Below are 23,771 nucleotides of genomic sequence, written 5' to 3'. Positions count from 1 at the left end.
GACGATACGTGGAGCAGCAGGCGGGTGCCGGTTGAGCGAGAGCCCCACCGGTGCCCGCCTGCTCGATTTGGGCGCGGATCCCGCAGGTCGTCGAACGTCCTCGGTGGCTGGCATCCGACATGGCACGATGGCCGTGTCCTGCGCCGCCGGTGGCCGGGCACGACACTGATGGAGTCGGGATGTCAGAGCTGGCCGGCCCGCCGGTGCCAGGGTTGGCGAAACTGTGGACGCACGACCCGGTCACCGCCGGCCCGTATCGGCTGGTCGGACGGCTGGGCGCGGGTGGGCAGGGGGTCGTCTTTCTCGGTGAGGACGACGCCGGTGACCGGGTCGCGGTCAAGATGGTCAACGTCGATCTGAGTGATCCACGGGCGCGGTCGCAGTTCGTCAAGGAGATCGCTGCCGCCCGCCGGGTAGCCCCGTTCTGCACCGCGCAGGTGCTCTTCGCCGAGGTGGACGGCGAGCGGCCCTACGTGGTCAGTGAGTTCATCGCGGGCCTGACCCTGCACCGGCACGTCCGCGAGCGCGGCCCGGTGACCGGCAACGCCCTGCACCGGCTCGCGGTCGGCACCGTCACTGCGCTCGCGGCGATCCACAGTGCCGGGGTGGTGCACTGCGATCTGAAGCCGGACAACGTGGTGCTGGGCGAGGACGGCCCCCGGGTGATCGATTTCGGCATCGCCCGAGCCTTGGGCAACACCGAGACCGCGTCCAGCCGGGTCATGGGGACCACCGCGTACATGGCGCCGGAGCGGTTCCGCAACGACGCGATCGGCCCACCCTGCGACATCTTCGCCTGGGCCGCCACGATCGCCTTCGCCGCCGGTGGTCGACCGCCTTTCGGCAACGACTCGCTCTTCGCCGTGATGCACCGGGTGCTGCACGATGCCCCCGACCTGCCGGCGATGCCTCCTGTTCTCGACGAGCTGATTCGGGAGTGCCTGGCCAAGGATCCGGCGGACCGGCCGGCTGCCGAGCGCGTGCTGGTGCGGCTGCTCCGGCAGGACGGCAGGGTCACCGAGCCGCTACGTCGGGAGAGCCTGCTGGAGGTCGGCAACGAAACCGCTGGCGCGCCGACGCCGAACCACCCGCTGCCCCAGGTCACGTCGACGACACCGCAACCATCCTCGACGCAGCCGCAGCCGCAGACACCGGCCCGGCCGACGGTGCCAACCCAGGCCCGGCCGACCCAGCCGGCACACCTGCCGGTAGCGGAGCCTGGCGTTGGTGCTGGGGGTGACGGCGCGTTACGGAGGCTGCGTCGTGAGGCCCCCGACGCCTGGGGCATCTCGACCGCGCTCTTCCTCGGTTCGGTTGGCGCCGCCGCCGGCTACGTCGCGTCGAGCGCTGTCGGCCCGGCCGCCGCGGTCGGTGCGGTCGCCTTCGTCGTGGTCTACCTTGTTCGGCTGCTGGTCGCGGCGGCGATCGGGGGACGGTCCGACCGCGGGTGACAGGTGCGCCGGGGTCGGGGTCGCCGACTGGCGCCGGATCGATAGGTTGACTGCCACCAGCCGCCCGCCGAGGAGGACGTCCCGATGGCCCCACCCGCTACGCGTACGCGGCAGTGGTTGCCGTACACCGCCGCCGTCACCGCCGGGCTGGTGGTCATCGCCGGGGCGTTCGTGTTCGTCCGACAGCGCGAAGCGGGCAACGACTGCGCCACCATCCTCCAGGTCAATTCCTCGACGGAGAAGGCGGCTCTGCTGGTCGACCTGGCCGAGCGTTACAACAGCAGCGACCGGTCGATCACCGGCGGCGGCTGCGCCCAGGTGCACGTCAGCGCATTGAACTCGGGCAAGGCCACCGAGGCGCTGGCCACCGGCTGGACCCACACCGGCCTGCCGCAACCACAGGTCTGGCTGCCGACGTCGAGCCTCTGGACCGGCCAGCTCCGGCTGCTCGACGAAGCCGCCGGGCGGGAACTGCAGACTCCGGACCAGTACCCGTCGATCGCCAACAGCCCGCTGGTGATCGCGATGCCGCAGCCCAAGGCCGAACTGATACGCAAGCGCGGGTCGCTGGGCTGGGGCGAGATCCTGGATCTGTCCGGACGGGACGGGTGGGCGGGCTTCGGCAAGCCGGAGTGGGGCCGTTTCACCTTCGGCAAGGACAACCCGAACCTGTCCACCTCCGGGCTGGCGGCGACCATCGCGACCTACTACGCGGCGGCGCAAAAGGCCAGCGACCTGACCCGATCCAACCTGGCCGACCCGGACGTCACCCAGTTCGTCCGCCGGATCGAGGCCAACGTGTCGCACTACAGCGACGACTCGGTGGACCTGCTGCGCAGTCTCGCCGAGGCGGACCTGGCCGGCGGGGCGGGCAGTACGGACGACATGAGCGCCATCGTCCTTCAGGAGGAGCTGGTGGACCTCTACAACACGGGTGCGCTGAGCCCTCGGCAGGAAGGGCAGGAGCGGGGCCGCCGGCCGAACGTCCCGCTGGTCGCCGTCCACCCCAAGGAGGGCACGTTCAACCTGGACCACCCGTTCGTGGTGCTGCCCTCCGCCGATCAGCGGCAGCGCACGGCAGCGGCGGACTTCCAGAAGTTCCTGACCGAGGACGCGCAGCAGGAGAGCTTCGCCCGCCTCGGCTTCCGGGACCACGAGCGTCGCGCCTCGGCGGAGCTGCTTGCCAGCGTCGGCGCCGAGCCCAGCGGCGGGTTGACCTACTTCGAGCCGCCGGCACCGGAGGTGGTCAGCGCGATGCTGGACGGCTGGCGCACCCTCCGCAAGAAGGCGAACATCCTGATCGCGCTGGACACCTCGGGGTCGATGCAGGCGATGGTCGGCACCCGTACCCGTTTCCAGGTGGCCTCGGCGGCGGCGGGCAAGGGTCTCGCGCTGCTCAACACCGAAGACCGGGTGGGTCTCTGGTCGTTCTCCTCGGAGACGCAGCAGCGGCCGAAGAGCCCTTACCGGGAGGAGGTCCCGCTCGGCGGGTTCGACCAGAAGCGGATCAACAGTAAGATCGCCGGCCTGCAGGTCGACGGCGGTACCGCGCTCTACGCGACGGTCCGGGCCGCACACCGAGAACTGCTCGACCGGTACGACCCGCAGCGGATCAACGCGATCGTGGTGCTGACCGACGGCAAGAACGAGTACAACAAGGACAACGACCTGGCCCGGTTGCTCGCCGAGGTCACCCTGGACCCGCAGCGTCCGGTGAAGGTGTTCTGCATCGCCTTCGACCGGGAGTCGGACTTCGCCACCCTGGACCGGATCGCCAAGGCATCGTCGGGCAAGGCCTTCGACGCCACCGATCCCGCCAAGATCGACGAGGCGTTCGTGAAGCTGGTCAGCAGCTTCTGAGTCTCGACCACGGGTCGAGCGGCCAACCCACAGAGGATCGCAAATGGGCCCTCGGCGTGCTCCGGCCAGCCGTACTCGATCGTCGTCGCGCTGGAAACCGGCCGTACCTCGAGATCAGGTTCTGTCGCGATTACGGCGAGCTTCGATGTCGCGCACCACATCCGGGTCCCATTGGCTGGCGTTCCAGTCGTCACTGGTCGGAGTGGGCGACAGCGGCCACGCCGCGTCTTGCCCGGCGACTGGCGAGTAGTGTCCGGCGACGACTCGGTCGACGTGGGCGATCAGCCGCAGGACCCGCGCCCGACTGTGCAGCACGCCCCCGATCAGCGCGGCGGCTCCGAGGGTGCGCAAGCCCGCCTGGCCGAACAGGACGGCCGGGGCGGTTTGGTCGGTGGCCAGCCAGGCCATGAGGGTGCTGAAGACGACGCAGGAGGAGAAGACGCGGATTCCCCAGTGACGGCTGTACGAGCGGCCGGAGGAGCCGTGCGCCTCGGCAAGCTGGCGAGTGCCGCGGCCCCAGATCAGCCCGCTGACAGCTAGACCGATGAAGGCGGCGACCAGGATCAGGTTGGCCAGGACGAAACCGATCGCTGCGCCAGCGCCGGACGGGGGTAGTGGCCGAGCACGGCCGCTCGGGATGCTGCCGAAGACGGCCGCAGCGATCGCGGCTAGGGCGAGAAGAACGGCAAACCCGACGACGAACCAGGTCGCGACGTTCCAACCTGCTGTCCTGAGCGCGGGCGGAGGTGTCGAGGACCGGCACATGTGGCCTTGGCCGGGGTGTTCAAGTTCGGCTCCACATTTCGTGCAGTGCAAAATGTTCTCCATCGGCGGCGCAACCAAGCCTTCGCCAGGCCAGCTGAGCGGGGTTTCGCGGATACGTCGCACGGGTTGAAAGGCCCCGCCAGATTCGGTGCGAAGAGCATCATGCCCGATCGGCACCGATGCGACGACCCCGAGTTCCGCCAGACGCTCGCCGACTGACAGCGGTCCGACGATCGCAGTAGCTGCGCTGACAGGGCGGGCGCCGGTCCGGGCGAAGGAGCGCTAGAGTCTCGCGATGGTGATCTTCCGGGTCGACGAGGTGAGCCCCTCGACCGTGCGCCTGCCCACCCGGCCGCTCAACGAACTGTTCGATGACGCGTTGGTGTTTGGCGGCGATCCGACGTTGCCGGTGCTCGTGCCCGACGGGGTGCATCCACTGCTCGACGCCGTCGGGCGGGCGTTCGCCGATCATCGCCCGCTGGTGTTGTCCCCCGACGCGGTGTGGTTGACCATCGCGCAGGGGGTCGCACAACACATCCGGCTGCACGCCGAGGAGTTGCGCCCCCGCTTGGTGAATCACGCCGGCCGTAAGCGGCTCACCGTCACCGTCGATGGGCAGATGCCGCAGGACGAGGCTTCCTGGCAGGACCTGGTGGCGTCCTTCCATGAACTGCTCGCCGCCGAGATCACCGACGCAGACCTGTTCGAGTGCGACTTCTCCACCAGCACTGACGTCGACCGGATCGCGGGACGAGTTGCCCTGCTCGACGCCTACTCGCCGTACTTCTCGCTCTGGCTGGTATGCGTGTGCGGAATCCCGTCGATCACGTTGACCGGCGACGTGGCGGACTGGCAGAAGATTCGCGCGCGGGTGGACGCGCTCGCCGGGTTCGGCCTGCAGAAGTGGTGCCGCTCGCTCGCGCCAATCGCAGACCAGTTCGTCCGCGCCGCGGCAGGGGATGAGGACGTGACGTTCTGGCGGCGCATCTACAACCCCGTCGACGCCTACGGCGGTGACGTGGTCACCGGTTGGGCCACGCGCCTGTACCCGTACCTTCGCGGTGAGGGCATGTTCGACCGGCCGAATCCGATGCTGGAGCTGCCCATCGACGAGCCGCGCGACGCGACAGCCGACGGACGCGGCTTCTACCGGGGTGCCGGCCTCCGCACCGATCAGGTCCCCGCGACGTTGTCGCGGGTGACAGTGAACGTCAACGATCGGGTGGCGGGCGAAAACCGGGCGGTCGCCCTGCACGCCGGCCTGGTCGGCGTCGCGCAGGACGACGACGGTGGACTGCGACCCATCGCCGGCTGGTACCTCGCGCCGAGCGCGGTGGAGATCGACGACGTCATCGACCGGATCGTGCGCGACCACGAAACCACGCCGCCCCAGCCCCTACACCTGTTCAACGCGCCCGCCGAGCTCGTGGCGCTCTACCAGCGCATCGGTGCCGCCACCCTGTTCGGCACGTGGCGGCTGCTGCCGGTTGCCGAGCACCGTTGGATCTACCGCGAGGACGAGCGGTCGCTCCTGACGATCATCGACCTCGCCGACGGCCGAAAGATCTGCGCTGCCGTCGACGACGAAACGCAGTCGACCCACTGGGTCCTCTGCCGAGCCGAGGAGGTGACGGCCGCACAGTCGGACGAGTTCGAAGCCCTCGCGCGCCTGATCGACGAGCCCGCCGACGTCCCCGTGTACGGCACCTCGCTCGCGCAGCTGCTCAACGCCGCCCTCGACTCCCAAGGCGACATCTCCCACCTGGAAACCGGCCGACTCCACCAGCTCGACCGGCCCAGCGGTTGATCCAGGAGTACGCCCGGTCAACGAGGTGCTTTCAGACCTCGGCCGCCAATTTCGGCGTGCGCCCCAACAGCCCTGCCGTCAGACGAGTCGGCGGCGGACCCACCAGAGGGAGAACAGGGACAGCACGACGGTCAGCGCGAACAGCACGCCGAACTCCCGCCATTGCAGGCCCCAGAACTTCGAGCCGGGCACGTAGCTCACCTGAAGGCTGAGGTTCTGCTCCCCCAGCCATTTCTGGCACGCCTCGCGCCCACCGGACACTTTCGGACCGCACTTGGTCATGTCGGCCGGACCAGTGAACTCCGCTCCGGTCGAGGTGATCGTGGTGCTGGACACGACCCAGTCACCCCTGCGGTCGGGCTCGACGTGGACCGTCATCCGCCCGGTGTCGGGGCTCATCGAGATCCCAAAGTCACCGTCGAACGTCAGAGGAGTGACCGTGGTGACCGGCTGGGCCAGCCAGGGGCGCACCACGAACGGCGCGGCGATCTGGAGGCTGACCACCACCAGCAGGGTCACCGCCATGGCGCCCAGGGTCCGCCGCAGCAGCAGCCCGGTGGCGACACCCACCACGAAGGCCAGCGTCGCGTAGCCAACCGGGACGACCCCCCGGGCCGCGAACACCAGCGGGTTCATCCGGTCCGCCGAGGCCCCGTCGATCGGCTGCGCCCACTCGGTCAGCACCAGGCTGAGCAGGCCGGCACCGAGCGCGGCGGCAGCGCCGCCGATCGCCAGTTTGACCAGCAGCCAGCGGCCGCGGCTGACGGACTGGCTGAAAACCATGCGGTACGTGCCGGACTCCAACTCTCGGGCCACCAGCGGCGCGCCCCAGAAGATGCCCACCAGGGCAGGCAGTAGGTAGAGGGACCCAATGGAGGCGATGTGGACCTCACTCGCCCATCCCGGTTGCAGCGCCTGGAGGAACGCCTCGGCGGCGGCACGACAGCCGTCGCCCTGGCAGCCGGTGTATCCGGTCTGCGTGGCCAGCTCGGTCACCTCCGACCAGGTCAGCGCCAGAGCGCCCAGCAGCGCAAGCAACAGGGTGCCGGTGGCCAGGGCCGGGGTGCGGAACTGCCGCCAGGTCATCCAGATCATCGTTGTCCCTCCAGAACCCGACCGTCGCCGGTAGCACCGCTCATGTACGCCAGCACGATGTCCTCCAGGTCCAGCCGGTCGACCTGCCAGGACGGGTCGACGATCGGCGCGGTGCTGCGCACCACGAGGGTCGACTGCACCTCGGTGTGACTCTGCTCGACCAGGGCTCGCCCGGCGCCCAGGTCTGCGGTGTCGCGCCGCCGCCCGACCAGGCGGTGGTGGGTGGCGAGCAGGTCGTCCACGTCGCCGGCCACCCGCACCCGGGAGGCGACAAGCACGATCAGGTGGTCGCAGACCCGTTCCAGGTCGGCGACCAGGTGCGAGGACATCACGATGCTCATGCCCTGCTCGGCGGCCAGCTCCATCAGCCCCTGCAGAAAGTTGCGCCGGGCGAGCGGGTCGAGTGCTGCCACCGGCTCGTCGAGCAGCAGCAGAGTGGGACGCTTCGCCGCGGCGACGGTCAGGGCCAGTTGGGCGCGCTGTCCACCGGAGAGCTTGCCCGCCTTCTGTGCCGGGTCCAGACCGACCTGGGCGATGCGCCGCTCAGCGAGCGCACCGTCCCAGGACGGGTTCAGGTGCGCCCCCATCCGCAGGTGGTCGGCGACGGTCAGGCCGGCATAGACCGGGGTGTCCTGTGCGACGAACCCGACCCGCGGGGAGCCGCTGACCGGCCGCGCGCCGAGCACCTCGATCCGCCCCGCGGTCGGGTCGAGCAGCCCACAGGCGAGTTGCAGCAGCGTGGACTTGCCAGCGCCGTTCGGCCCGACCAGGCCCACTACGTGGCCGGCCGGAATGTCCAGGGTGCAGTCCTTCAGTGCGGAGCGCCGCCCGTACCGCTTGGTCAGACAGTCCGTGATCAGGGCACTAGTCATCCTCGGGCCTCCGAAAATGCCCGAAAGCTGCTGAGGAAGAGCGCCTCGATGCTCTCGTCGTCCAGGCCCGCCTCCCGTGCCTCGGTCAGCCAGCGGGCCAGGCCCTGCCGCAGCGGTTCGTGCTTGCTCAGTGAGTCGCCGACCAGCGTGCGGGTGACGAACGTGCCCAGCCCCGGCCGGGCGGTGACCAGGCCCTCGTACTCCAACTCGCGGTACGCCTTGGACACCGTGTTCGGGTTGATCGCGACCCGGGCCACCACCTCCTTGACGGTGGGCAGCTTGTCGCCCTCGTTCAGAACTCCGAGCCGGAGCGCGTGCCGTACCTGTCGGATGAGCTGCATGTACGGCGCGACCCCGGACCGTGCGTCCAGGTGAAACTCGATCACCTCGCCACCCCATTCCACTAGTTGCCTAGCACAATAGGGTCATGAGTGGCCTGTGCGCTAGAGAATGGCGTCACCTCGCGTCGACGTCACTACAGGCCCAGGCCCCGCAGGGTCGGTACGGTCTGGCCCACCCAGGCGAGGTCGCTGTCCTCGCGAGCGCCCTGGGTGCGCTGCGCGCCGGCCAGGAACCACAGGAAATAGGTGGTGTAGCCGGGTGCGCTGACCACTGTGTGGTACCCCTCGGGCATCATCTGCATCACATGGTCGCGAATGGTGACGTTCTCCTCGTACCCGTCGTCGGTGTAGACCCGGCTGATGCCGAACCCGTTCGCCGGGCTGACCCGGTAGTAGTACATCTCCTCGTGTGCGGCCTCGGCGGGCAGGTCGTCGACCTTGTGCCGGTGTGGCGGGTAGGTGCTCCAGTTGCCCGAGGGCGTGTAGGTCTCGCCGACGATGAGCCGGCGGGCCGGCAGGTCCGGCTGGGAGACTTCGGTGAGGATCTGGTGGTAGGTACGGCCAAAGTTGGCCGCTCCCCAGCGGCCGCTCACCACCTGCTCCGGTGCGATGACGTAGGGGTCTGCGGCCAGTTCGCTGGGTGCGCTGGGTAGGGCTATCTCCACGGCGGTGAGTGCCTCGACTGTCACGGAGGAGCCGGCCGGGACGTAGACGGAGTGCGGCTTGCCGGAGAAGACGTCCGGACGCTGGCCGACCTGCGGGAAGTGGCGGCCGGCCACGGTGAAGCTGGCCGTGCCACCGAGGATGACGGCCAGGATCTCCCGGTCACCGGACTCGCCGGTCCAGGACTCGCCGGCCGACAGCCGCAGCAGGGTGAAGTCCAGCAGCCGGCAGGGATTGACGGGCAGCGAGTTCCTGCCGTCGCCGGCGGGAATGGTGCAGTGGTAGCGGTAGTCCATGGTCACCTTTCGGGATGCGGGGCGGTGCGGGGCGGTGCGGGGTGGTCACCAGGGGCTGGTCCAGCCCGCAATGGTGGCGCGGGTGAGGGCTTCCAGGTAGAAGTAGTCGCCCCACAGGGTTCCCTCGTCGACGCCGACGCTCTTGGGTTTGTCGTAGACGCCGTGCAGGATCAGCGCGTTCGAGACCGGATGGCCGTCGGTGGAGTAGTGGCCGATGAGCGAGCGCAGGATCTCGGCGGCGGCTGTCCGGTACCGGTCGGCGCTGGCCGTGTCGTCGGTAAGGCCGTCCGCCAGTTCGACAAGGCCGCAGGCGGCGATGGCGGCGGCCGAGCTGTCCCGCTCCTGGCCGCTGCCGTCGCCGAACTCCAGATCCCAGTAGGCGACGTGGTCGTCGGGCAGGTGGGCGAGGAAGCGGTCGGCGCAGGTCCTCGCGGCGGCGAGCAGCGCCGGGTCGCCGATGTGCCGGTGGTTGAGGCTGAACCCGTAGATGCCCCAGGCCTGCCCGCGCGCCCAGCAGGAGTGGTCGGAGTGGCCCTGTTCGGTTTCCCCGCGCACCGGCGCACCGCTGTCCGTGTCCCAGTAGAAGGTGTGGAAGGTGGTGCCGTCCGGACGCAGGATGTGCTGGCGTAGCTGATCGGTGTGCCGGCGGGCCGCGGCGGCGTAGCGGTCGTCGCCGGTGGTCTGGCTGGCCCAGAAGAGCAGCGGCGTGTTCATGAGGCTGTCGATGATCGTGCGCCCGCGTTGGCGGGGGTCGTTCAGGTCCCCCCAGGCTTGGATGATTCCGGCGGGTTCGAGGACGCGCGTCATCAGGTGGTCGGCGGCGGCGAGAGCCGCGTCTCGGGCCCGCGGGTCGCCGGTACGGCGGGCCGCGGTGACGCAGGCGAGGGTGTAGAGGAACCCGAGGTCGTGGGTGTCCAGGTCGATGCCGTCGGTGATCCGGGCCGCGAAGCTGTCCACGTGGGAGAGCGCGGCCCGCAGGTGGCGATCCTCACCGGTCAGGTCGTGCGCCAGCCAGAGCATGCCCGGCCAGAAGCTGGTGGTCCAGCCGACGTTGGCGCCCTCGGGCTGACCAGCACTCGGTGGCCGGAACGGGTAGCGGTTGGCGTCGGTGGTGTCCGCGGGGTACCGGTCGCCGAAGGTGGCGATGTTCGCGTCGACGGTACGTAGCGCGGCGGCCACCGCGGCCGCCGTGGCTTCTGCGTCGGAGCTGGGACGGACGTCGGTCGCCGTCATGGATGCTGTTCTCCCTCGTGGGTCCGGTCCGGTGCCGGGCAGGTGTGTCATCGCGTCCCGGCGCGGTGGCCGGGACGTTGTGTGTTCAGGTGCTCTGGGGTGCGGTCGCCGGCGGGTCGAGGGCGGCGCGCAGGGTGAAGCGGCTGTTGGCCCACACGACGTAGAGCAGTGGCGCGGCGGCGAGGCCGAGCGCGATCGCGGGGCGGGCCGCCAGGATCTGGGCGAGCAGCACGAGCACGAGCAGGGACGCGGCGGTGAGGTACCACCGGCGTACCGCCAGATACACGCAGGCGCGGGCCACCTCGCGCAGCGGCGCGGTGGGTCGCTCGGCGACGGTCACCAACCCCAGCAGCGTGGTGGCGACGGTGAGGACGATCAGGGTCGCCAGCACCGGCAGGGCGAGTGCCCCGACCCGGTGGCCCCAGGCGGCGCGGGCGTCGACGGCGAGCACCACCAGGGCAGCCATGGCCCCCGCCGTCCAGAGCATCGCCGGCCGGGCGGTTGCTCGCCAGGCGCGGCCGTAGGTGCGCAGCACACCGCCGGAGTCACCGGCGGAGTAGGCGGACATGACCGCGAAGACCGCACAGAGCCCTGGCGCGCAGAGCGGGGCGGTCAGCGCGTACAGCGGCCAGGAGCGCGCCGCCTCGGTGGTGAACGCGAGCGTCACCAGTGGCAGGCAACCGAGCACCAGCAGCAGGTTGGTGACGAGTGCGACGTAGACCCCGTCGAAGACGGCGGTGATGGTGTTGTGGCGCGAACGCATGGACCTCAACCCTTCAGCCCGGTCGTGGCGATGCCCTCGATGAAGTAGCGCTGGCCGAGCAGGAAGATGACAGCGACGGGCAGCACGGACAGCACGGAGCCCGTCATGATCAGCGCGTACTCGGCGTTGTACTGGGAGATGAAGGTGTTCAGCCCGAGCTGGATGGTGCGCAGCTCCGGACTGCGCAGGTAGATCAGTGGGCCGAGGTAGTCGTTCCAGGTGGTCACGAACGTCAGCAGGGCCAGGCTGGCCAGCGCAGGTCGGGACAGCGGCAGCATGATCCGTCGGTAGATGCCGAACTCGCTGAGCCCGTCCACCCGCGCGGACTCGCTGAGCTCCTCGGGGATCGTCTCGTAGAACTGCTTCATCAGGAACACGCCGAACGCGCCGAACGCCTGTATCGCGACGATCGACCACAACGTGTTCGACAACTGCAACTTCGACATGAGGATGAACTGCGGAATCATGTACGACTGCCAGGGCACCGCGATGGTCCCGACGTACGCCAGGAAGAGCGCGTTGCGGCCGGGAAACCGGACCCGGGCGAAGCCGTAGGCGGCGAAGCTGCCGGTCACCACCTGCAGGAGGGTGACGACCACCGACAGCAGCAGCGTGTTCCCCAACCACGTCGTCATGTCCGAGCGCTGCCAGATGTCGAGGTAGTTTCTCCACACCACGGGATCGGGGAGCCAGTTGATCGGGATGGTGAAGACGTCGCTGTTGGTCTTCAACGACGCCACCACCATCCAGTAGAACGGCAGCAGCAGCCCGGCCGCCGCGAGCACGAGGGCGGCGTACCCGACGAGCCGCCAGCCCCGGGACCGGACCGGTCGGCCGGGCGCGCTGTGGTTGTCGGGCGCGGCGACGGCCGGGGAGGGCAGGGAGAGGTCGGTCGCGGTCATCAGCTGTTCCTCCGCTTGTTCACCATGAACTGGACGACCGTGATGCTGAAGCAGATGGCGAACAGGACGACGGAGACCGCCGAGGCGTAGCCGAACTGGTTCTCCTCGAAGCCCTTTTGGTAGATGTACTGCGAGAGCACCAGTGTCGACTGGCCAGGTCCGCCGCCGGTCATCACGAGGATGAGGTCGAAGACCTTGAAACTTTCGATGGTGAGCAGCACTGTGACGAAGAAGGTGGTGTGTCGCAGCCCGGGGAGGGTCACGTGCACGAACCGCTGCCACGGTGTGGCGCCGTCGGTCTCGGCCGCCTCGTAGAGCTGGGCCGGGATGGTCTGCAGGCCGGCCAGGAACAGCAGCATGTAGTAGCCCATGTACCGCCAGGTGCCGACGATGATGACCGCCGGCATGGACCAGGTCGACGACGTGGTCCAGCCTGGCGCGTTGTCCACACCGACGGCACCGAGGAGAGCGTTGATCGGGCCGTACTCCGGGCTGAACAGCTGGTTCCAGACGATCGCGATCGCCACGATCGAGGTGACGTAGGGGAAGAAGGCGACGGTGCGGAAGAACCGTACGCCGCGCAGTTTGCGGTTGAGCAGCAGCGCCAGCCCGAGTGACGCCGCGAGGGTCAAGGGGATGTGGAAGACGGTGTAGTAGACGGTGTTGCGCAGAGCGGTCCAGAAGCTCGCGTCGCCCCACATTCGCCGGAAGTTGGCGGTGCCGGTCCACTCGGCCACCCCGAAGACGTTCCAGCTGGTGAAGGCCACGTAGAACAGCACGACGACGGGTAGCAGGGTGAGCACGGCGAAGCCGACGAAGTTGGGCAGGATGAACGACCAGCCGGCGACCATGTTGCGCGACACCAGCCGCCGGTTCCTGGGTCTCGTGCGCGGCAATGTTGCCATAGGGAGTCTCCGGAAGCGTTCGGCTTGGTGGCGGGACCGGCGTGCGGCTCAGGCGCGCCGGACCCGCCATCAGCTCACTGGTTGAGGACCTCGTTCTTGGCGCGGGACTGCGCCTTGCTCAGCTCCGCGTCGACGCCCTTACTGTCGGAGAGGATCGCCGAGTGCATCTCGTTGAGGAGGTTCTGCAGGCCGGCGGTGTGCTTCGACACCGGGTTCTCCGGCTTGATGGTGTGCTTGGAGTAGGCGAACTTCGACAGGTCGTCCTGCGGCACGCCGTCCAGCCCGAACAGGCTCGCGGTAACCGCGTCGGTGACCTGGGCCGGGGTGATACCGATCCCGGCCAGCGCCTTGCCGGCATCCGGGCCGGCCGCGTACTCGAGGAAGGCCTTGGCCGCGGCGGTCTTGGACTTGCTGATCTTCGGGTTGATCCCCAAGCCGGTCGGGTCACCGAAGGTGACAGGTGTGGCGGAGGTGCCGGTGGTGGACTTGTCGAACTGCGGCGCCGGGGCGATCCCCCACTGGAACTTGTCGGCGTCACCGCTCTGTCGCTGGTTGAGCAGCGTGGCCACGTACCAGGTGCCCATCAGCAGCATCGCCGACTGCTGCTTGCCGAACTGTGCCTGGTAGGTGAGTTTGTTGGTCTTCGCAGTGCCGAAGGTCGGCTGCGCGCCGGCCGCCTGCAGGTCCAGTGACCGCTCGTAGTACGGCTTCAGGTAGCCGAAGTCCCCGGAGAGCAGGTCCGCGTTGGGGGTCTGGGCGAGCGCGAATCCCTGCACTGTCGACTGAAAGGTGTGCTGGTAGGCGCCGGTCGCCTTCGAACCGGCCCCCTTCAGCCCGGTGTGCAGTCGCTTCGTCGCGTCGGTGTAGTCGTCCCAGGTCCAACTGCCGTCCGGCGGCGCCACCTTGGCCTTCGCGAACAAGTCCTTGTTGTAGAACAACACCCACGAGTCCTGCCGGTACGGCACCGCGTACGCCTTGCCATCCACCTGGTACGACGCCAGCGCCGGGCTCGACCCGAGACCGGAGGTGGCGTCGGAGACGTCGAGCAGCTGACCACCGCTCTGGTACGTGTAGAAGTTCTTGAGGTTCTTCATGACGTAGACGTCCGGGGCGGTGCCGGCGGCCAGGTCAGTGATCATCTGTGTGTCGTAGTCGTTGCCTGGGGCGTACTCCTTGAGCTCCACCGTCACGTTCGGGTGGGTCGCCTTGAAGCCGTCCGCGAGCGTCTTGAACTCGGGCGTGGACGACAGGCTCCAGCCGGCCAGCGTGATGGTCACCGGGGCATTGGGGTCGACCGGCTCGTCTCCGCCGCCGCAACCGGCGAGAACAAGCGTCAGGGCCGTCGCAGCGCTGATGACGGCCGGTATCGCACGCTTCATCCCTTTCTCCTTAGGTCAAGGGGCCCGGACGGGCCCGCACTGCTACCAGGACGCCTGGGTGGGCCTGGCATGCTCCGTGTCCAGACGGGTCGACGTGCTGATCCCGTCGGGCCAGTCGACCGCCAGGTGGAGGCCGTGGCCGTCCTCGTCGACCACGGCCTGGCATGCCTGCCCGGCCGTGGCCACCGGCACCCTGGACAGCTCGGTGAAGGTGGCGACCCATGCGCCCGGCCGGACGGGGTGGTCCAGCCAGGGCACCACCAGCCCGCCGGCCAGGGGCCCGCCGTGCGGAACGGCGGTGACGCCGGCCGTTCCGCCGCCGTGAACGCTTTCGAGCCGGCTGGTCAGGCCGGCCCCGGTCACGACCGCCACACCGCCGCCAGCAGTGGCCGTCGCATCCCCGGCAATGGCCCAGCCGCCGATCCGTAGCCTCAGCGCAGCCGCCTCGACGCCGTCGGCGAGGCCGTCGACGCGGGTCAGACGTAGTTCCCAGGGGCCGCGGACCAGCGAATACACGGTGAGGTGCCCGGCCGGTCGGGATCGGCCCACGCGGCCGCCGCCGTGATCGCGCTGACCCGGATCCGGGTCGACCCAGTGGGCGAGGGCACGTGACCCGGCCACGCCCACGCCGTCGGTGTCGACGTGAACGGTCAGCAGGCGCATGCCGGCGCGGTGGGTGACCCGGCCCGCGTCGTCGACGAGAGTGACGGACTGGTCGAGCGGACTGGCCCAGCCGCTGTCGTCGAGGACCGGGGTGGTGGCGGTGGAGTAGCCCAGTCGGGCGTAGAGCGGGGAATCTGAGACGGTGGCACCCTCGACGGCGTGGTCGGTGCCGTGGTTGACGACGCGGACGATGCCGTCGGAACGGGTGCCAGAGATCAGCCAGCCGGGCGCGAGCACCGCCCGCAGCGTGTCCCGCTCCTCCACCGGCAGCGGCTGCTCGGGGGTCGTCCACACCGGATGGTCGGCGGGTAGCGCGATGCCGAGCAGGCCCTTGCTGGCCCAGTACGGCGAGCCCGGCCCGGAGTACGACTGCGCCAGTCGCGGCCACGGCCCGTGCCAACCAAGGGTGAGCAGGCCCCGTTCGTCCAGGGCGCCGTTGGCGACGAAGTGACGCACGATGCGAGTGGCCGCGCCGCGCAACCGGCCGAGGCTGACCGAGGGCACGCCGGCGATGGCGCCGACCCAGAACGGCGCCGCCGCGGCGAAGCGGTAGGTCAGGCTTCTCCCCTGGATCAACGGTGATCCGTCGGCGCCCACGAGCGCGACCGCGTCGCTCAGGAAGCGGTCGAGGCCGGCCAGGTCCCGTTCGCGGCGCTGCTCGGCCAGGTCCGCTGCGCCGGCCATCCGGGCCCACAGCGTCGGGTAGAGGTGCAGGGCCCAGCCCACGTAGTGGTCGTAGGCGCGGTCCGGCCCGTCGGACATCCAGCCGTCCCCGCGGTCGAAGCCGTCGTGCGTACGCAGGTCCTCAGCCATCTCGTCGAGCGAGTGCGGCCCGCCCACCGAACGCAGGAACGTCTGTACGACCAGCCGGAACCAGACCCAGTTGATCCGTGGGTACGTGTCGTCGCCGACCGCCGGGCGCAGATAGTCCACTACCCGCTCCCGCACGGCGGACGGCAACCGGTCCCAGATCCACGGGCGGGTCAGGTCCAGGACCAGCGCGATGGAGGCAGCCTCCACCTTGGCCTGAGGGTGCTCGTCCAAGCGCACCCAACGGTCCGGAGACTTCGGGTCGGTGCCGGCGGCGATACCAGCCGCGTACCGGTCCACGAGCTCGTCCACGCCCACGCCCCGGGCACCGGCGATGCGGAAGCCGGCCAGCAGGAAGGTGCGAGCGAACCCCTCCAGGCCGTCGATGGCCCGCCCGTAACCGCCCTCCGGTCCGGGGAAGGTGACGAGGGCGTGGCCGGGCGACGCGAACGGTCGGGCGGCGGCGAGCATCCGGTCGGCGAGGGCCAACCAGTCATCCCGGTGCCAGGTCGCGGCTTCCGGGGCATCCGGGTTCGTCCCCGGTGCCAGCCGGTTGGCTGTCCCGAACGTCATCCGAGGTCCTGTCGCATCGAGCCGTCTCCGTGGAATGTGGCGAGCGGGGCGGTGCCCATGAATGTGACGTACAGACATCCGCCGGGTTTCCGAAGTAAAACGCTCACAACAGAGCAAGTCAATGCCGCTCTCAAACTAATACGGACACAACCGATCAATAGAACGCACAGCGCTACATCGAAGCGCCAAGCGCTCTGATACGATCACAAACGTTCACAGCCGCTCGTCACCGCGTTCGACCCGGCCGGCGAGCTCGCCCGCACCCTGCAAGAGCTCCCGCCGCACGAAGCGTTCCCCGGAGGTCCCCCATGACCAAGGACAGTCCTGTCGTCGCCACGGCGGAGGGGTCCCGAGGGCCGCTTCAGGTCGCCCGCCGCCAGCAACTGTTGGCAGCCCTGCAACGGGACGGCTCGATGCGCATCTCCGACCTGTCCCACGTGCTGGGCGCCGCGCCGGTCACCATCCGGCGCGATATCGCGGAGCTGGCCGCCGAAGGGTTGGTGCGCCGCGTCCACGGTGGCGTCTCCCTGATCCTGCCGGACAACGCCCCGGCGGCCGACGAGCCACCCGCCGCCGGGCTGGACCCGCTGGCCGGGCGCGCCCTCGGCATGCTCGTGCCCTCCTTGGACTACTACTGGCCGGACGTGGCTCGCGGTGTCGAGGGGGCCGCCCGCGAGCTCGACATGCGTGTGGTGCTGCGCGGCTCCTCCTACGACAGCGAGGACGACCAGCCGCATCTGGCCCGCCTCGTGGAGCGGATGGGCGTCGACGCGCTGATCATTGCGCCGAGCATGGACGCACCGAGCGCCGAGCGCACCATCGAGTGGCTCAATCAGGTCGGCGTCCCTGTCGTCCTGCTGGAACGCACCGCCACGGTAGGCAGCCACCACGCCGTCATGGAGTCGGTGGTCACCGACCACGCGCTCGGCGCGGCCATGGCGGTGCGCCACCTCACCTCGCTCGGACACCGCACAGTCGGCTTGGTGCTCGACGCCAACAGCCCCACCAGCCAGCACGTACGGCGCGGCTGGCTCGACGCCACGACCGAGTGCGGCCTCGACCCGGACGCGACTGTGGTGGCTGTGGTACCCGACGCACGGTCACCGGAGCGGGACACCGTGCTCAACAGCATCCTCGACCGGTGCCAGGCGACCGGGACCACGGCGTTGCTGGTGCACGCCGACGCCGAGGCGATCGCGCTGGTGCAGCGCTGCGAGGAGCGGCACCTGTCCGTCCCCGGCGACCTCTCCATCGTGGCGTACGACGACGAGGTCGCCGGGCTCTCCAGCCCGCCGCTGACCGCGGTCCGACCGCCGCGACGCTCGATCGGACGAGCCGCAGTGCGTCTCGTCGCCGACCGGCTCGCCGACCCCGACCGTCCCACCCACCGGGTCGTCATCAGCCCATCGCTGCGGATCCGGGAGTCGACCGCGCCGCCATCCGCGTAGGCGCCACGGGTTCCGGCCGGTCGTCGGGCCGGTGGCGCAGGTACTGGTCGAGGACCAGCCCGATCCCGACACTGCCGTGCGGTCAGGCCCGCACACCGTAGACGGCGGCGCCCATCGGCTTGTCGACGTCGAGGTCCGTTACCGCGGCGACCCGGGCGATCATCATGTACTGCCCGATCACCATCAGGAGTTCGACCACCTCGCGCGGGGAGAGCAGCCCGGTCAGTGCGGTGGTGGTGTCGTCGGGCGGGCGGACGTCGCGGACGACTTCGGTGGTGAAACGCAGGACGATCCGCTGGTCTGACGTGAAGCAGTCGTCCCCGATCTCGTCGCGCCCGAGTGCGTGGATCATCTCGTCCGTGGCGCCGACGGAGCGGGCAATGGGCTCGTGCTGAGCCCACTCGTATGTCACGTCGCTCAACTGGGCAACCCGCAGGATCGCGATTTCGCGCAGCAGTGGGTCGAGCGCCAGGTCCTTGAGCAGCGTGCCGCCCCAGCGCATCCAGGCCGGAAACGCCGTTTCGGCGTGGGCCATGACGTGGAAGAAGCTCAGGGGTAGCGCGGCCTGCAAAGCGTCGCGGACCGGCGCCGGGGCCTCGGCCGAGTTCACGTACGGCAAGCGACTCATGTTTCCCCTTGGAAGCGGCAAATCGGGTGCTACCGACCATATCCAATCCTGGTTGCGCTCGCCGCGGATCCGCTCCGGGGGACCGACGACGGTGCGGCGATGAGCACCCGTATGCGACGACGTGCGGGTGGACCGGGCCGAAAACCACGCTGATGCCCGTCGATGTTGCCAAGCCGATCCAGACGTGCTGGAATGGCTCATATCGCCGCAGCGCGGGGGCAACCGCGCTGGGAACGGCCAGCACGGGAGCATCGCAGCGCCGGCAGCGCGCCGCCCTTGGCGCACGCTCGCCTGGCGGTTCGCCGGGCCACCTCTACGACGACGGGCGCCCTGCCGGGCAACCATCCTCGCCCGCCGTAGGTAACCCCCGGTACGTGTCCCCAACGGCTGACGCGCTCGACGCCTGACCCGCCGGGGGCGCCCGAATCGGCCTGCCAGCACCAGAACCGGCGACGAGGTGAGAAGCAATCATGATTTCCCGAGAGAACTTCGCGGGTTGGTACCGGAACCGCTTCGTGTGGGTGGCGGTGATCCTGCTGGTGGTGTCGGCCGGCGCGGTCGTACTGGTCAACCGGGCCGACCCCGAGGCGGAGCCGGCGGATCTGCAAGCACAGATCACGGCCCGGATGCGCACCACGCTCGAACAGGCGGACCCGGGGCAGCACAACCACGCCGGACACGGTGCCCAGCAGGCGGCCACCACGGAGAAGCCGGCGGTGATCTGCGGGGTCCGTGTCTACGGCTACGAGCCGGCCGAGGCCGCCGCGCTCGCCGACGTGCAGACGGTCTACGGCTTCCACCTCTGCGGGGTCGCCGAACAGAAGCGCCCGTGGGACGTGGCGGTCAAACTGGCCGGTCCCGTGATCATGGACATGTCCACCGAGCCTGCGGGCATCCAGGTGGTCGAGGCGACCGCCGAGGTCATGTTCACCGACCGGGTGCGGCAGATGCTCCCGCCCAAGTATGCGGATCTTGCGCTCAAGGAGGCGCTGACCGAGTCGGAGATGGCCGACCAGCGCCGCCGGTACGACGCCGCGGCCGGCCTGTGACCATGCCGGGCGGCCGGTGGCGCGGTCGTCACCCGCACCCGGATCAGAACCGGGCGGCTGCGGACACCCCGGTCAGCTCGATCCACATCCGACCATAGATAGATAACGATTGATATTTAAGTCAATAGATGCAACAGTTGGTTTGGGAGCGTTCCCATACTGATTTGCAGTCCCGAAGAGCGGAGGATGAACAGTGCGTTCACTCAAGTCCGATCGATCCGGCGGACGATCCCGGTCACCAGTCCGTCGGTCCCTGCGAGCGTTCGTCATGGTGTTCGCCATCGTGGCCGGCATGCTGCCCTTCACCGGGGCAGCCCAGGCCCACGGCACCATCATCAACCCGATGAGTCGCGCCTACCAATGCTGGAAGGCGTGGGGCAACCAGCACATGAACCCCGCCATGCAGCAGCAGGACCCCATGTGTTGGCGGGCGTTCCAGGCCAACCCCGACACCATGTGGAACTGGATGAGCCAGCTGCGGGACGGCCTCGGCGGCCAGTACCAGGGTCGTACCCCGGACGGGCAACTGTGCAGCAACGCCCTGTCCAGGAACGACAGCGTGAACCAGCCCGGGGCGTGGAAGACGACCACCGTCAGCCGCAACCTCACGGTCCAGCTGTACGACCAGGCCAGCCACGGCGCTGACTACTTCCAGGTCTACGTCACCAAGCAGGGGTTCAACCCATCCACCCAGAAGCTCGGGTGGGGCAACCTCGACCTGATCACGACGACCGGGCGCTACGCGCCGGCGCAGAACATCTCGTTCAACGTCTCGCTCCCGTCGCGCAGCGGGAACCACATCCTGTTCGTGCTCTGGAGGGCGTCACACCTGGACCAGACCTACATGTGGTGCAGCGACATCAACGTCACCTGAGCGGCGGCACCACCAGCTCCAGAATCACTCCGGCTCAGGGCGCCAACGCCCTGAGCCGGAGTGTTCTTCCGGTCCCTGCCCTCGATCGGCCGAGCGGTTATGCCGTTCAGGACCATCACCACGCTGCCCCGCGGTCGGGGTGCGGAGTTCGTGGATTCGCTGTGTCGAGCGCGGGGCGCACCCTCCCGCACTCGACCACCCTCAGGCTTCCCACCTCAATGTCGACCTGTCTGACCGGCCGCCGCCGCGTCAGTCGAGGCGGATGCTTGCGAGGGCAAGTCGTTGGAAGGGCTCGGTCTCGTCCCACCGGCTGTCCCGGGTGATCCAGGACAGGCTGTAAGCGCGGGTCCTGCTTTCGTTGACCAGCACCCGGCGGGCGTGCAGCCGCACACCGCCGGCCTGGTCGCAGGTGTACTCCCACTCGGCCGCGCCCCCCGGGCGGATGACCGGCCCGATGCTGATCTTCTGGTAGCCGGCCAGCGCCCCGGTGGCCAGCGCGTCGCGCTCGGCGACCTCCCACCGCTTCGACGGTACGGAGGACGCTGTGGCGGCGGGGTCGACGGCGATGACCCGCACCTCGCCGGGGTCTCGGAAGCAGACCAAGGCGCCCTCGGTGTGCCGGGTCCATCCCCCGGGCACCGCCAGCAGAAAACCGGCGGGGTCCTGGTGCCACGCCCACCCGTTCGGCAGGGCATACGGCAGCGGTGTGCCGGGCTCCCGCAGAGGCTCGGCTTCGCTGGAGGCGGCATCGTCCAGGCAAGGGTGGGCCGGCGGTGCCGTCGCGGTCGGCTCCACCACGCCGGCGGCCGCACCGCCTGGTTCGGCCGCCGGAAGGCTGTCCTGGCCTCGCCAGCCGCCGATCACGGCGCCGGTTGCCGTGACGACGACGGCCACGACCCCCAGCAGGCCCACCACGGCGCCAGCGAACGCCCAGCCGGTCCTCCGATCGCTGGTGGTGGGCGCCAGGACCGGAATGACCACTGTGGTGATCGCGTCCGCAGCGACCGGATTCGTCGGCGTGACGGCCCGGGGCCGACGGCGCGAATCGGAGCGTATCCGCTGCCAGCGGCGCGCTCGCGGTGCCGGCGCGGGCGTCGCCGCGGCGACCTGCCCCAGTTGGTCGCGGGCCTCCTGCGCGGAGAGGCGTTGACGGGGGTTGCGCAGCAGGAGACCGGTGATCGCGGGTTCGAGCGGCGCGACGGTCATCCGATCCGGCGGCTCGGTGGCCAGGGCGGCGAGCATGGCCAGGGTCGACACTCGACTCCACGGGGGGCGGCCCTCCGTGGCCAGGTAGAGCGTCGCGCCGAGGGCCCACAGGTCGGTGGCGGGGGTGGCCCTCCCGTCGCGGGCCCGCTCCGGCGCGGTGTACTGGATCGTCGACAGGCGCGTCGCGGTGACGGTCGCCGGATCCCGGGTGTCGAAGATCGACAGACCGAATCCGCCGAGCATGACCCGCCCATCGTCGGCGAGCAGCACGTTCTGTGGCCGGATCTCCCGATGAGTCACTCCCCTCGCGTGGGCGGCACTCAGTGCGGCGATCAGGTGCAGGCCGACCCGCGCCACCTCCGCCGGTGCCAGCGGACCGTCGGTGGCAACCACCTCGGACAGGGACCGGGACGGTACGTGCTCCATGACGAGCCACAGATATCCGTCGGTGCTCAGCACGTCCCACATCCCGAGCACGCCTGGGTGATCCAGAGCGGCCAGGTCGCCCACCTCCCCGAGCGTTCTGTCCCGCAGCCGGGACCGCTCGGCGTCGCTCACCCATCCCGGGAGGGTGATCTGCTTGAGCGCGACGTGCCGGTCGAGCACCTCGTCGCGTGCCAGCCAGACGCGTCCCGGGGTCGCGGTGTCGCCGATCAGCAGGAGCCTGCGGTACCGGCCGGCGAGCAACTCGTCATCCATGCGAGTGATTCGGAGCGGTGCGCCGTCCGGATGGGTGGGGGTGACCAGAAGCACCAGGGTTCGGGCAGCGGACGGGGTCGGGCCGGCCGCCGGTGTGACGGTGGCCGGCTCAGCTCAGCTCAGCTCGACCGTACCCACGATCCGCGTCGGTGCGACCGAGCCACCGACGGGCTCGTTGGACACCCCGAACGTGCCCGCCTCGCCGACCGGGCCGATGACGGTGGTCGACGCCCTGTCCCCCTCGGCGAGCTGTCCCACCTTGCGCGGCTCGCTACCACGGATGAGCCAGAGTTCGTAGATCCGCCCGGCACCGGGCGCGGGCAGGTCGCGCAGCAGCACCACACCGCGGTCGCGGTCGCGGGAGACCACCACTGTGGCAGCACCACCGGGCTGCAGCGACCGCTCGAACACCCGGGCGTCCGGGGCGTCCAGGACGGCGGCGATCTGCCGGGCCTGGTCGCTGCTGGCCTGCTCGTCGCTGATCCGATCGTTGCTGACGGTCCAGGTGACCGCGCTCGCGCCGCCGGCCACGAGAACGGCCGCGGCGGCGGCCACGGTGAGCTGTCGCCACCTGCCCGCCTGCCTGCCGCCGCTGGCACCCGCGGCGCTGACGCGCAGCTGCGGTGTCCGGGCCGCCTGGGCGAGGGTCCGCTCCCGCAAACCCGGCGGGGTCGCCTCGATGACGGTGTCGTCGGCGAGGCGCGCGACGGTCTCCCGCAACTCGGCCACCTCGACCCGACACGGCTCGCACTCGGCCAGGTGCCGCTCGAACGCAGCCCGCTCGACGTCGTCGACCGCGTCCAGGACGTACGCACCAGCGAGGGTGTGAACATCGGCGCTCATGCCCGTCCCTCCATCTCGATGCCCAGGCAGTCGCGCATCCGGATCAGTCCGTCGCGCATCCGCGTCTTCACCGTCGGCAGTGGCGTCTGCAACTTCTCGGCGACCTCTCGGTACGTGTGCCCGCCGTAGTACGCCAGGGTCACCGACTCCCGCTGCACCGGCGTCAACCGGTCCAGGCACCGGCGGACCTGTTCCCGCTCCAACCGGGCGGTCACATCCTCGACCACCTCGTCGTAGGGGACGTGGGTCTCGGTCGCGGCGACCTGCTGGGTGCGGTTGGTGTGGGCCTGTTCGGAGCGCACCCGGTCCACCGCGCGGCGGTGCGCCATGGTCAGGATCCACGCCGAAGCGGAGCCGCGGCCGGCGTCGAAGCGGCCAGCGGTGCGCCACACCTCGACCATCACCTCCTGCGTCACCTCCTCCGCCTGCGCCGGATCGCGGACGACCCGCCGGGCCAGCCCGAGGACCCGGCCCGCCATGGCGTCGTACAGCGTGGCGAACGCCGCCTCGTCACCCCGCGCCACCCGCTGCAGCAGCTCGTCGGCGTTCGGCGGGGCCGCGGTGTCCGACGGCACCGAACGCAGCCGCCGCCCCTGTTCCGGGTCACCGCTCATTCTCGGCATGTCCTCTCCTGTGCTGACGACGG

21 protein-coding genes are annotated in these 23,771 nt (G+C 69.9%); 6 read left to right on the top strand and 15 right to left on the bottom strand.

Features of this window, described 5'->3' with window-relative positions; translation table 11 throughout:
- Positions 1 to 179: 179 nt before the first annotated feature.
- Positions 180 to 1,451 (top strand): protein kinase domain-containing protein, encoded by a 1,272-nt coding sequence (locus tag ACLJOK_RS05840; RefSeq protein WP_410816628.1) that lies wholly within the window; start codon positions 180 to 182, stop codon positions 1,449 to 1,451.
- 84 nt (positions 1,452 to 1,535) lie between these two features.
- Entirely contained in the window at positions 1,536 to 3,311 is a 1,776-nt protein-coding gene (locus ACLJOK_RS05835) for a substrate-binding and vWA domain-containing protein (RefSeq protein ID WP_410816626.1), read from the top strand.
- 114 nt (positions 3,312 to 3,425) lie between these two features.
- On the opposite strand, the gene ACLJOK_RS05830 is transcribed toward ACLJOK_RS05835, so the two are convergent.
- Entirely contained in the window at positions 3,426 to 4,139 is a 714-nt protein-coding gene (locus ACLJOK_RS05830; protein ID WP_410816625.1) for a hypothetical protein, read from the bottom strand.
- Positions 4,140 to 4,371: 232 nt separating this feature from the next.
- Between ACLJOK_RS05830 and ACLJOK_RS05825 the strand changes: the two genes are divergently transcribed.
- Positions 4,372 to 5,883 (top strand): DUF4419 domain-containing protein, encoded by a 1,512-nt coding sequence (locus ACLJOK_RS05825; protein ID WP_410816624.1) that lies wholly within the window; start codon positions 4,372 to 4,374, stop codon positions 5,881 to 5,883.
- 78 nt (positions 5,884 to 5,961) lie between these two features.
- On the opposite strand, the gene ACLJOK_RS05820 is transcribed toward ACLJOK_RS05825, so the two are convergent.
- The 10 genes from ACLJOK_RS05820 to ACLJOK_RS05775 form a co-directional block, all read right to left on the bottom strand.
- Positions 5,962 to 6,978, bottom strand: coding sequence for an ABC transporter permease subunit (locus ACLJOK_RS05820; protein ID WP_410816622.1), 1,017 nt, complete (start codon positions 6,976 to 6,978; stop codon positions 5,962 to 5,964).
- Positions 6,975 to 7,850, bottom strand: coding sequence for an ABC transporter ATP-binding protein (locus ACLJOK_RS05815; RefSeq protein ID WP_410816621.1), 876 nt, complete (start codon positions 7,848 to 7,850; stop codon positions 6,975 to 6,977). The genes ACLJOK_RS05820 and ACLJOK_RS05815 overlap by 4 nt, the downstream gene beginning before the upstream one ends.
- On the bottom strand, positions 7,847 to 8,236 hold the full coding sequence (locus ACLJOK_RS05810; protein WP_112583335.1) for a GntR family transcriptional regulator: 390 nt from the start codon (positions 8,234 to 8,236) through the stop codon (positions 7,847 to 7,849). Before ACLJOK_RS05810 ends, ACLJOK_RS05815 begins: the two co-directional genes overlap by 4 nt.
- Positions 8,237 to 8,325: 89 nt before the next feature.
- Positions 8,326 to 9,150: a 5-deoxy-glucuronate isomerase gene (iolB, locus tag ACLJOK_RS05805; RefSeq protein ID WP_410819273.1), complete on the bottom strand. Its 825-nt coding sequence runs from the start codon at positions 9,148 to 9,150 to the stop codon at positions 8,326 to 8,328.
- Positions 9,151 to 9,195: 45 nt separating this feature from the next.
- Positions 9,196 to 10,383 carry a glycoside hydrolase family 88 protein gene (locus ACLJOK_RS05800; RefSeq protein ID WP_410816619.1) on the bottom strand — a complete coding sequence of 396 codons (1,188 nt, stop codon included), beginning with the start codon at positions 10,381 to 10,383 and terminating at the stop codon, positions 9,196 to 9,198.
- An 85-nt stretch (positions 10,384 to 10,468) separates the two neighbouring features.
- Positions 10,469 to 11,146 (bottom strand): hypothetical protein, encoded by a 678-nt coding sequence (locus ACLJOK_RS05795; protein ID WP_410816618.1) that lies wholly within the window; start codon positions 11,144 to 11,146, stop codon positions 10,469 to 10,471.
- A gap of 5 nt (positions 11,147 to 11,151) precedes the next feature.
- Positions 11,152 to 12,048 carry a carbohydrate ABC transporter permease gene (locus tag ACLJOK_RS05790; protein WP_410816617.1) on the bottom strand — a complete coding sequence of 299 codons (897 nt, stop codon included), beginning with the start codon at positions 12,046 to 12,048 and terminating at the stop codon, positions 11,152 to 11,154.
- On the bottom strand, positions 12,048 to 12,911 hold the full coding sequence (locus ACLJOK_RS05785) for a carbohydrate ABC transporter permease (protein ID WP_410816615.1): 864 nt from the start codon (positions 12,909 to 12,911) through the stop codon (positions 12,048 to 12,050). Before ACLJOK_RS05785 ends, ACLJOK_RS05790 begins: the two co-directional genes overlap by 1 nt.
- A 116-nt stretch (positions 12,912 to 13,027) precedes the next feature.
- Positions 13,028 to 14,332, bottom strand: a complete 1,305-nt coding sequence (locus ACLJOK_RS05780) for an ABC transporter substrate-binding protein (protein ID WP_410816614.1) — start codon at positions 14,330 to 14,332, stop codon at positions 13,028 to 13,030.
- Between the two features lie 42 nt (positions 14,333 to 14,374).
- Positions 14,375 to 16,378, bottom strand: a complete 2,004-nt coding sequence (locus ACLJOK_RS05775) for a DUF2264 domain-containing protein (RefSeq protein WP_410816613.1) — start codon at positions 16,376 to 16,378, stop codon at positions 14,375 to 14,377.
- A gap of 308 nt (positions 16,379 to 16,686) precedes the next feature.
- Between ACLJOK_RS05775 and ACLJOK_RS05770 the strand changes: the two genes are divergently transcribed.
- On the top strand, positions 16,687 to 17,826 hold the full coding sequence (locus tag ACLJOK_RS05770) for a substrate-binding domain-containing protein (RefSeq protein ID WP_410816611.1): 1,140 nt from the start codon (positions 16,687 to 16,689) through the stop codon (positions 17,824 to 17,826).
- An 82-nt stretch (positions 17,827 to 17,908) separates the two neighbouring features.
- Here ACLJOK_RS05770 and ACLJOK_RS05765 read toward each other — a convergent pair whose 3' ends face one another.
- Entirely contained in the window at positions 17,909 to 18,454 is a 546-nt protein-coding gene (locus tag ACLJOK_RS05765) for a carboxymuconolactone decarboxylase family protein (RefSeq protein WP_410816609.1), read from the bottom strand.
- 470 nt (positions 18,455 to 18,924) lie between these two features.
- On the opposite strand from ACLJOK_RS05765, the gene ACLJOK_RS05760 reads away from it, so the two are divergent.
- Together ACLJOK_RS05760 and ACLJOK_RS05755 are read left to right on the top strand one after the other, a co-directional pair.
- Complete coding sequence (locus ACLJOK_RS05760; protein ID WP_410816608.1) at positions 18,925 to 19,503, top strand: hypothetical protein; 579 nt, start codon at positions 18,925 to 18,927, stop codon at positions 19,501 to 19,503.
- Positions 19,504 to 19,771: 268 nt separating this feature from the next.
- Complete coding sequence (locus ACLJOK_RS05755; RefSeq protein WP_410816607.1) at positions 19,772 to 20,377, top strand: lytic polysaccharide monooxygenase; 606 nt, start codon at positions 19,772 to 19,774, stop codon at positions 20,375 to 20,377.
- Positions 20,378 to 20,626: 249 nt separating this feature from the next.
- Here ACLJOK_RS05755 and ACLJOK_RS05750 read toward each other — a convergent pair whose 3' ends face one another.
- From ACLJOK_RS05750 to ACLJOK_RS05740, 3 genes are all read right to left on the bottom strand, one after another.
- Complete coding sequence (locus tag ACLJOK_RS05750) at positions 20,627 to 22,282, bottom strand: serine/threonine-protein kinase (protein WP_410816606.1); 1,656 nt, start codon at positions 22,280 to 22,282, stop codon at positions 20,627 to 20,629.
- A 114-nt stretch (positions 22,283 to 22,396) separates the two neighbouring features.
- Positions 22,397 to 23,125, bottom strand: coding sequence for an anti-sigma factor domain-containing protein (locus ACLJOK_RS05745; RefSeq protein WP_410816605.1), 729 nt, complete (start codon positions 23,123 to 23,125; stop codon positions 22,397 to 22,399).
- Positions 23,122 to 23,748, bottom strand: coding sequence for a sigma-70 family RNA polymerase sigma factor (locus tag ACLJOK_RS05740; protein ID WP_410816603.1), 627 nt, complete (start codon positions 23,746 to 23,748; stop codon positions 23,122 to 23,124). The genes ACLJOK_RS05745 and ACLJOK_RS05740 overlap by 4 nt, the downstream gene beginning before the upstream one ends.
- Positions 23,749 to 23,771 lie beyond the last annotated feature (23 nt).

Origin of the sequence: Micromonospora sp. 050-3, assembly GCF_046549335.1 — a bacterium.
Lineage (GTDB): Bacteria > Actinomycetota > Actinomycetes > Mycobacteriales > Micromonosporaceae > Micromonospora > Micromonospora trifolii.
Note: the sequence above shows the minus strand (reverse complement) of the source record. Positions and strands in the feature narration are given on the sequence as shown.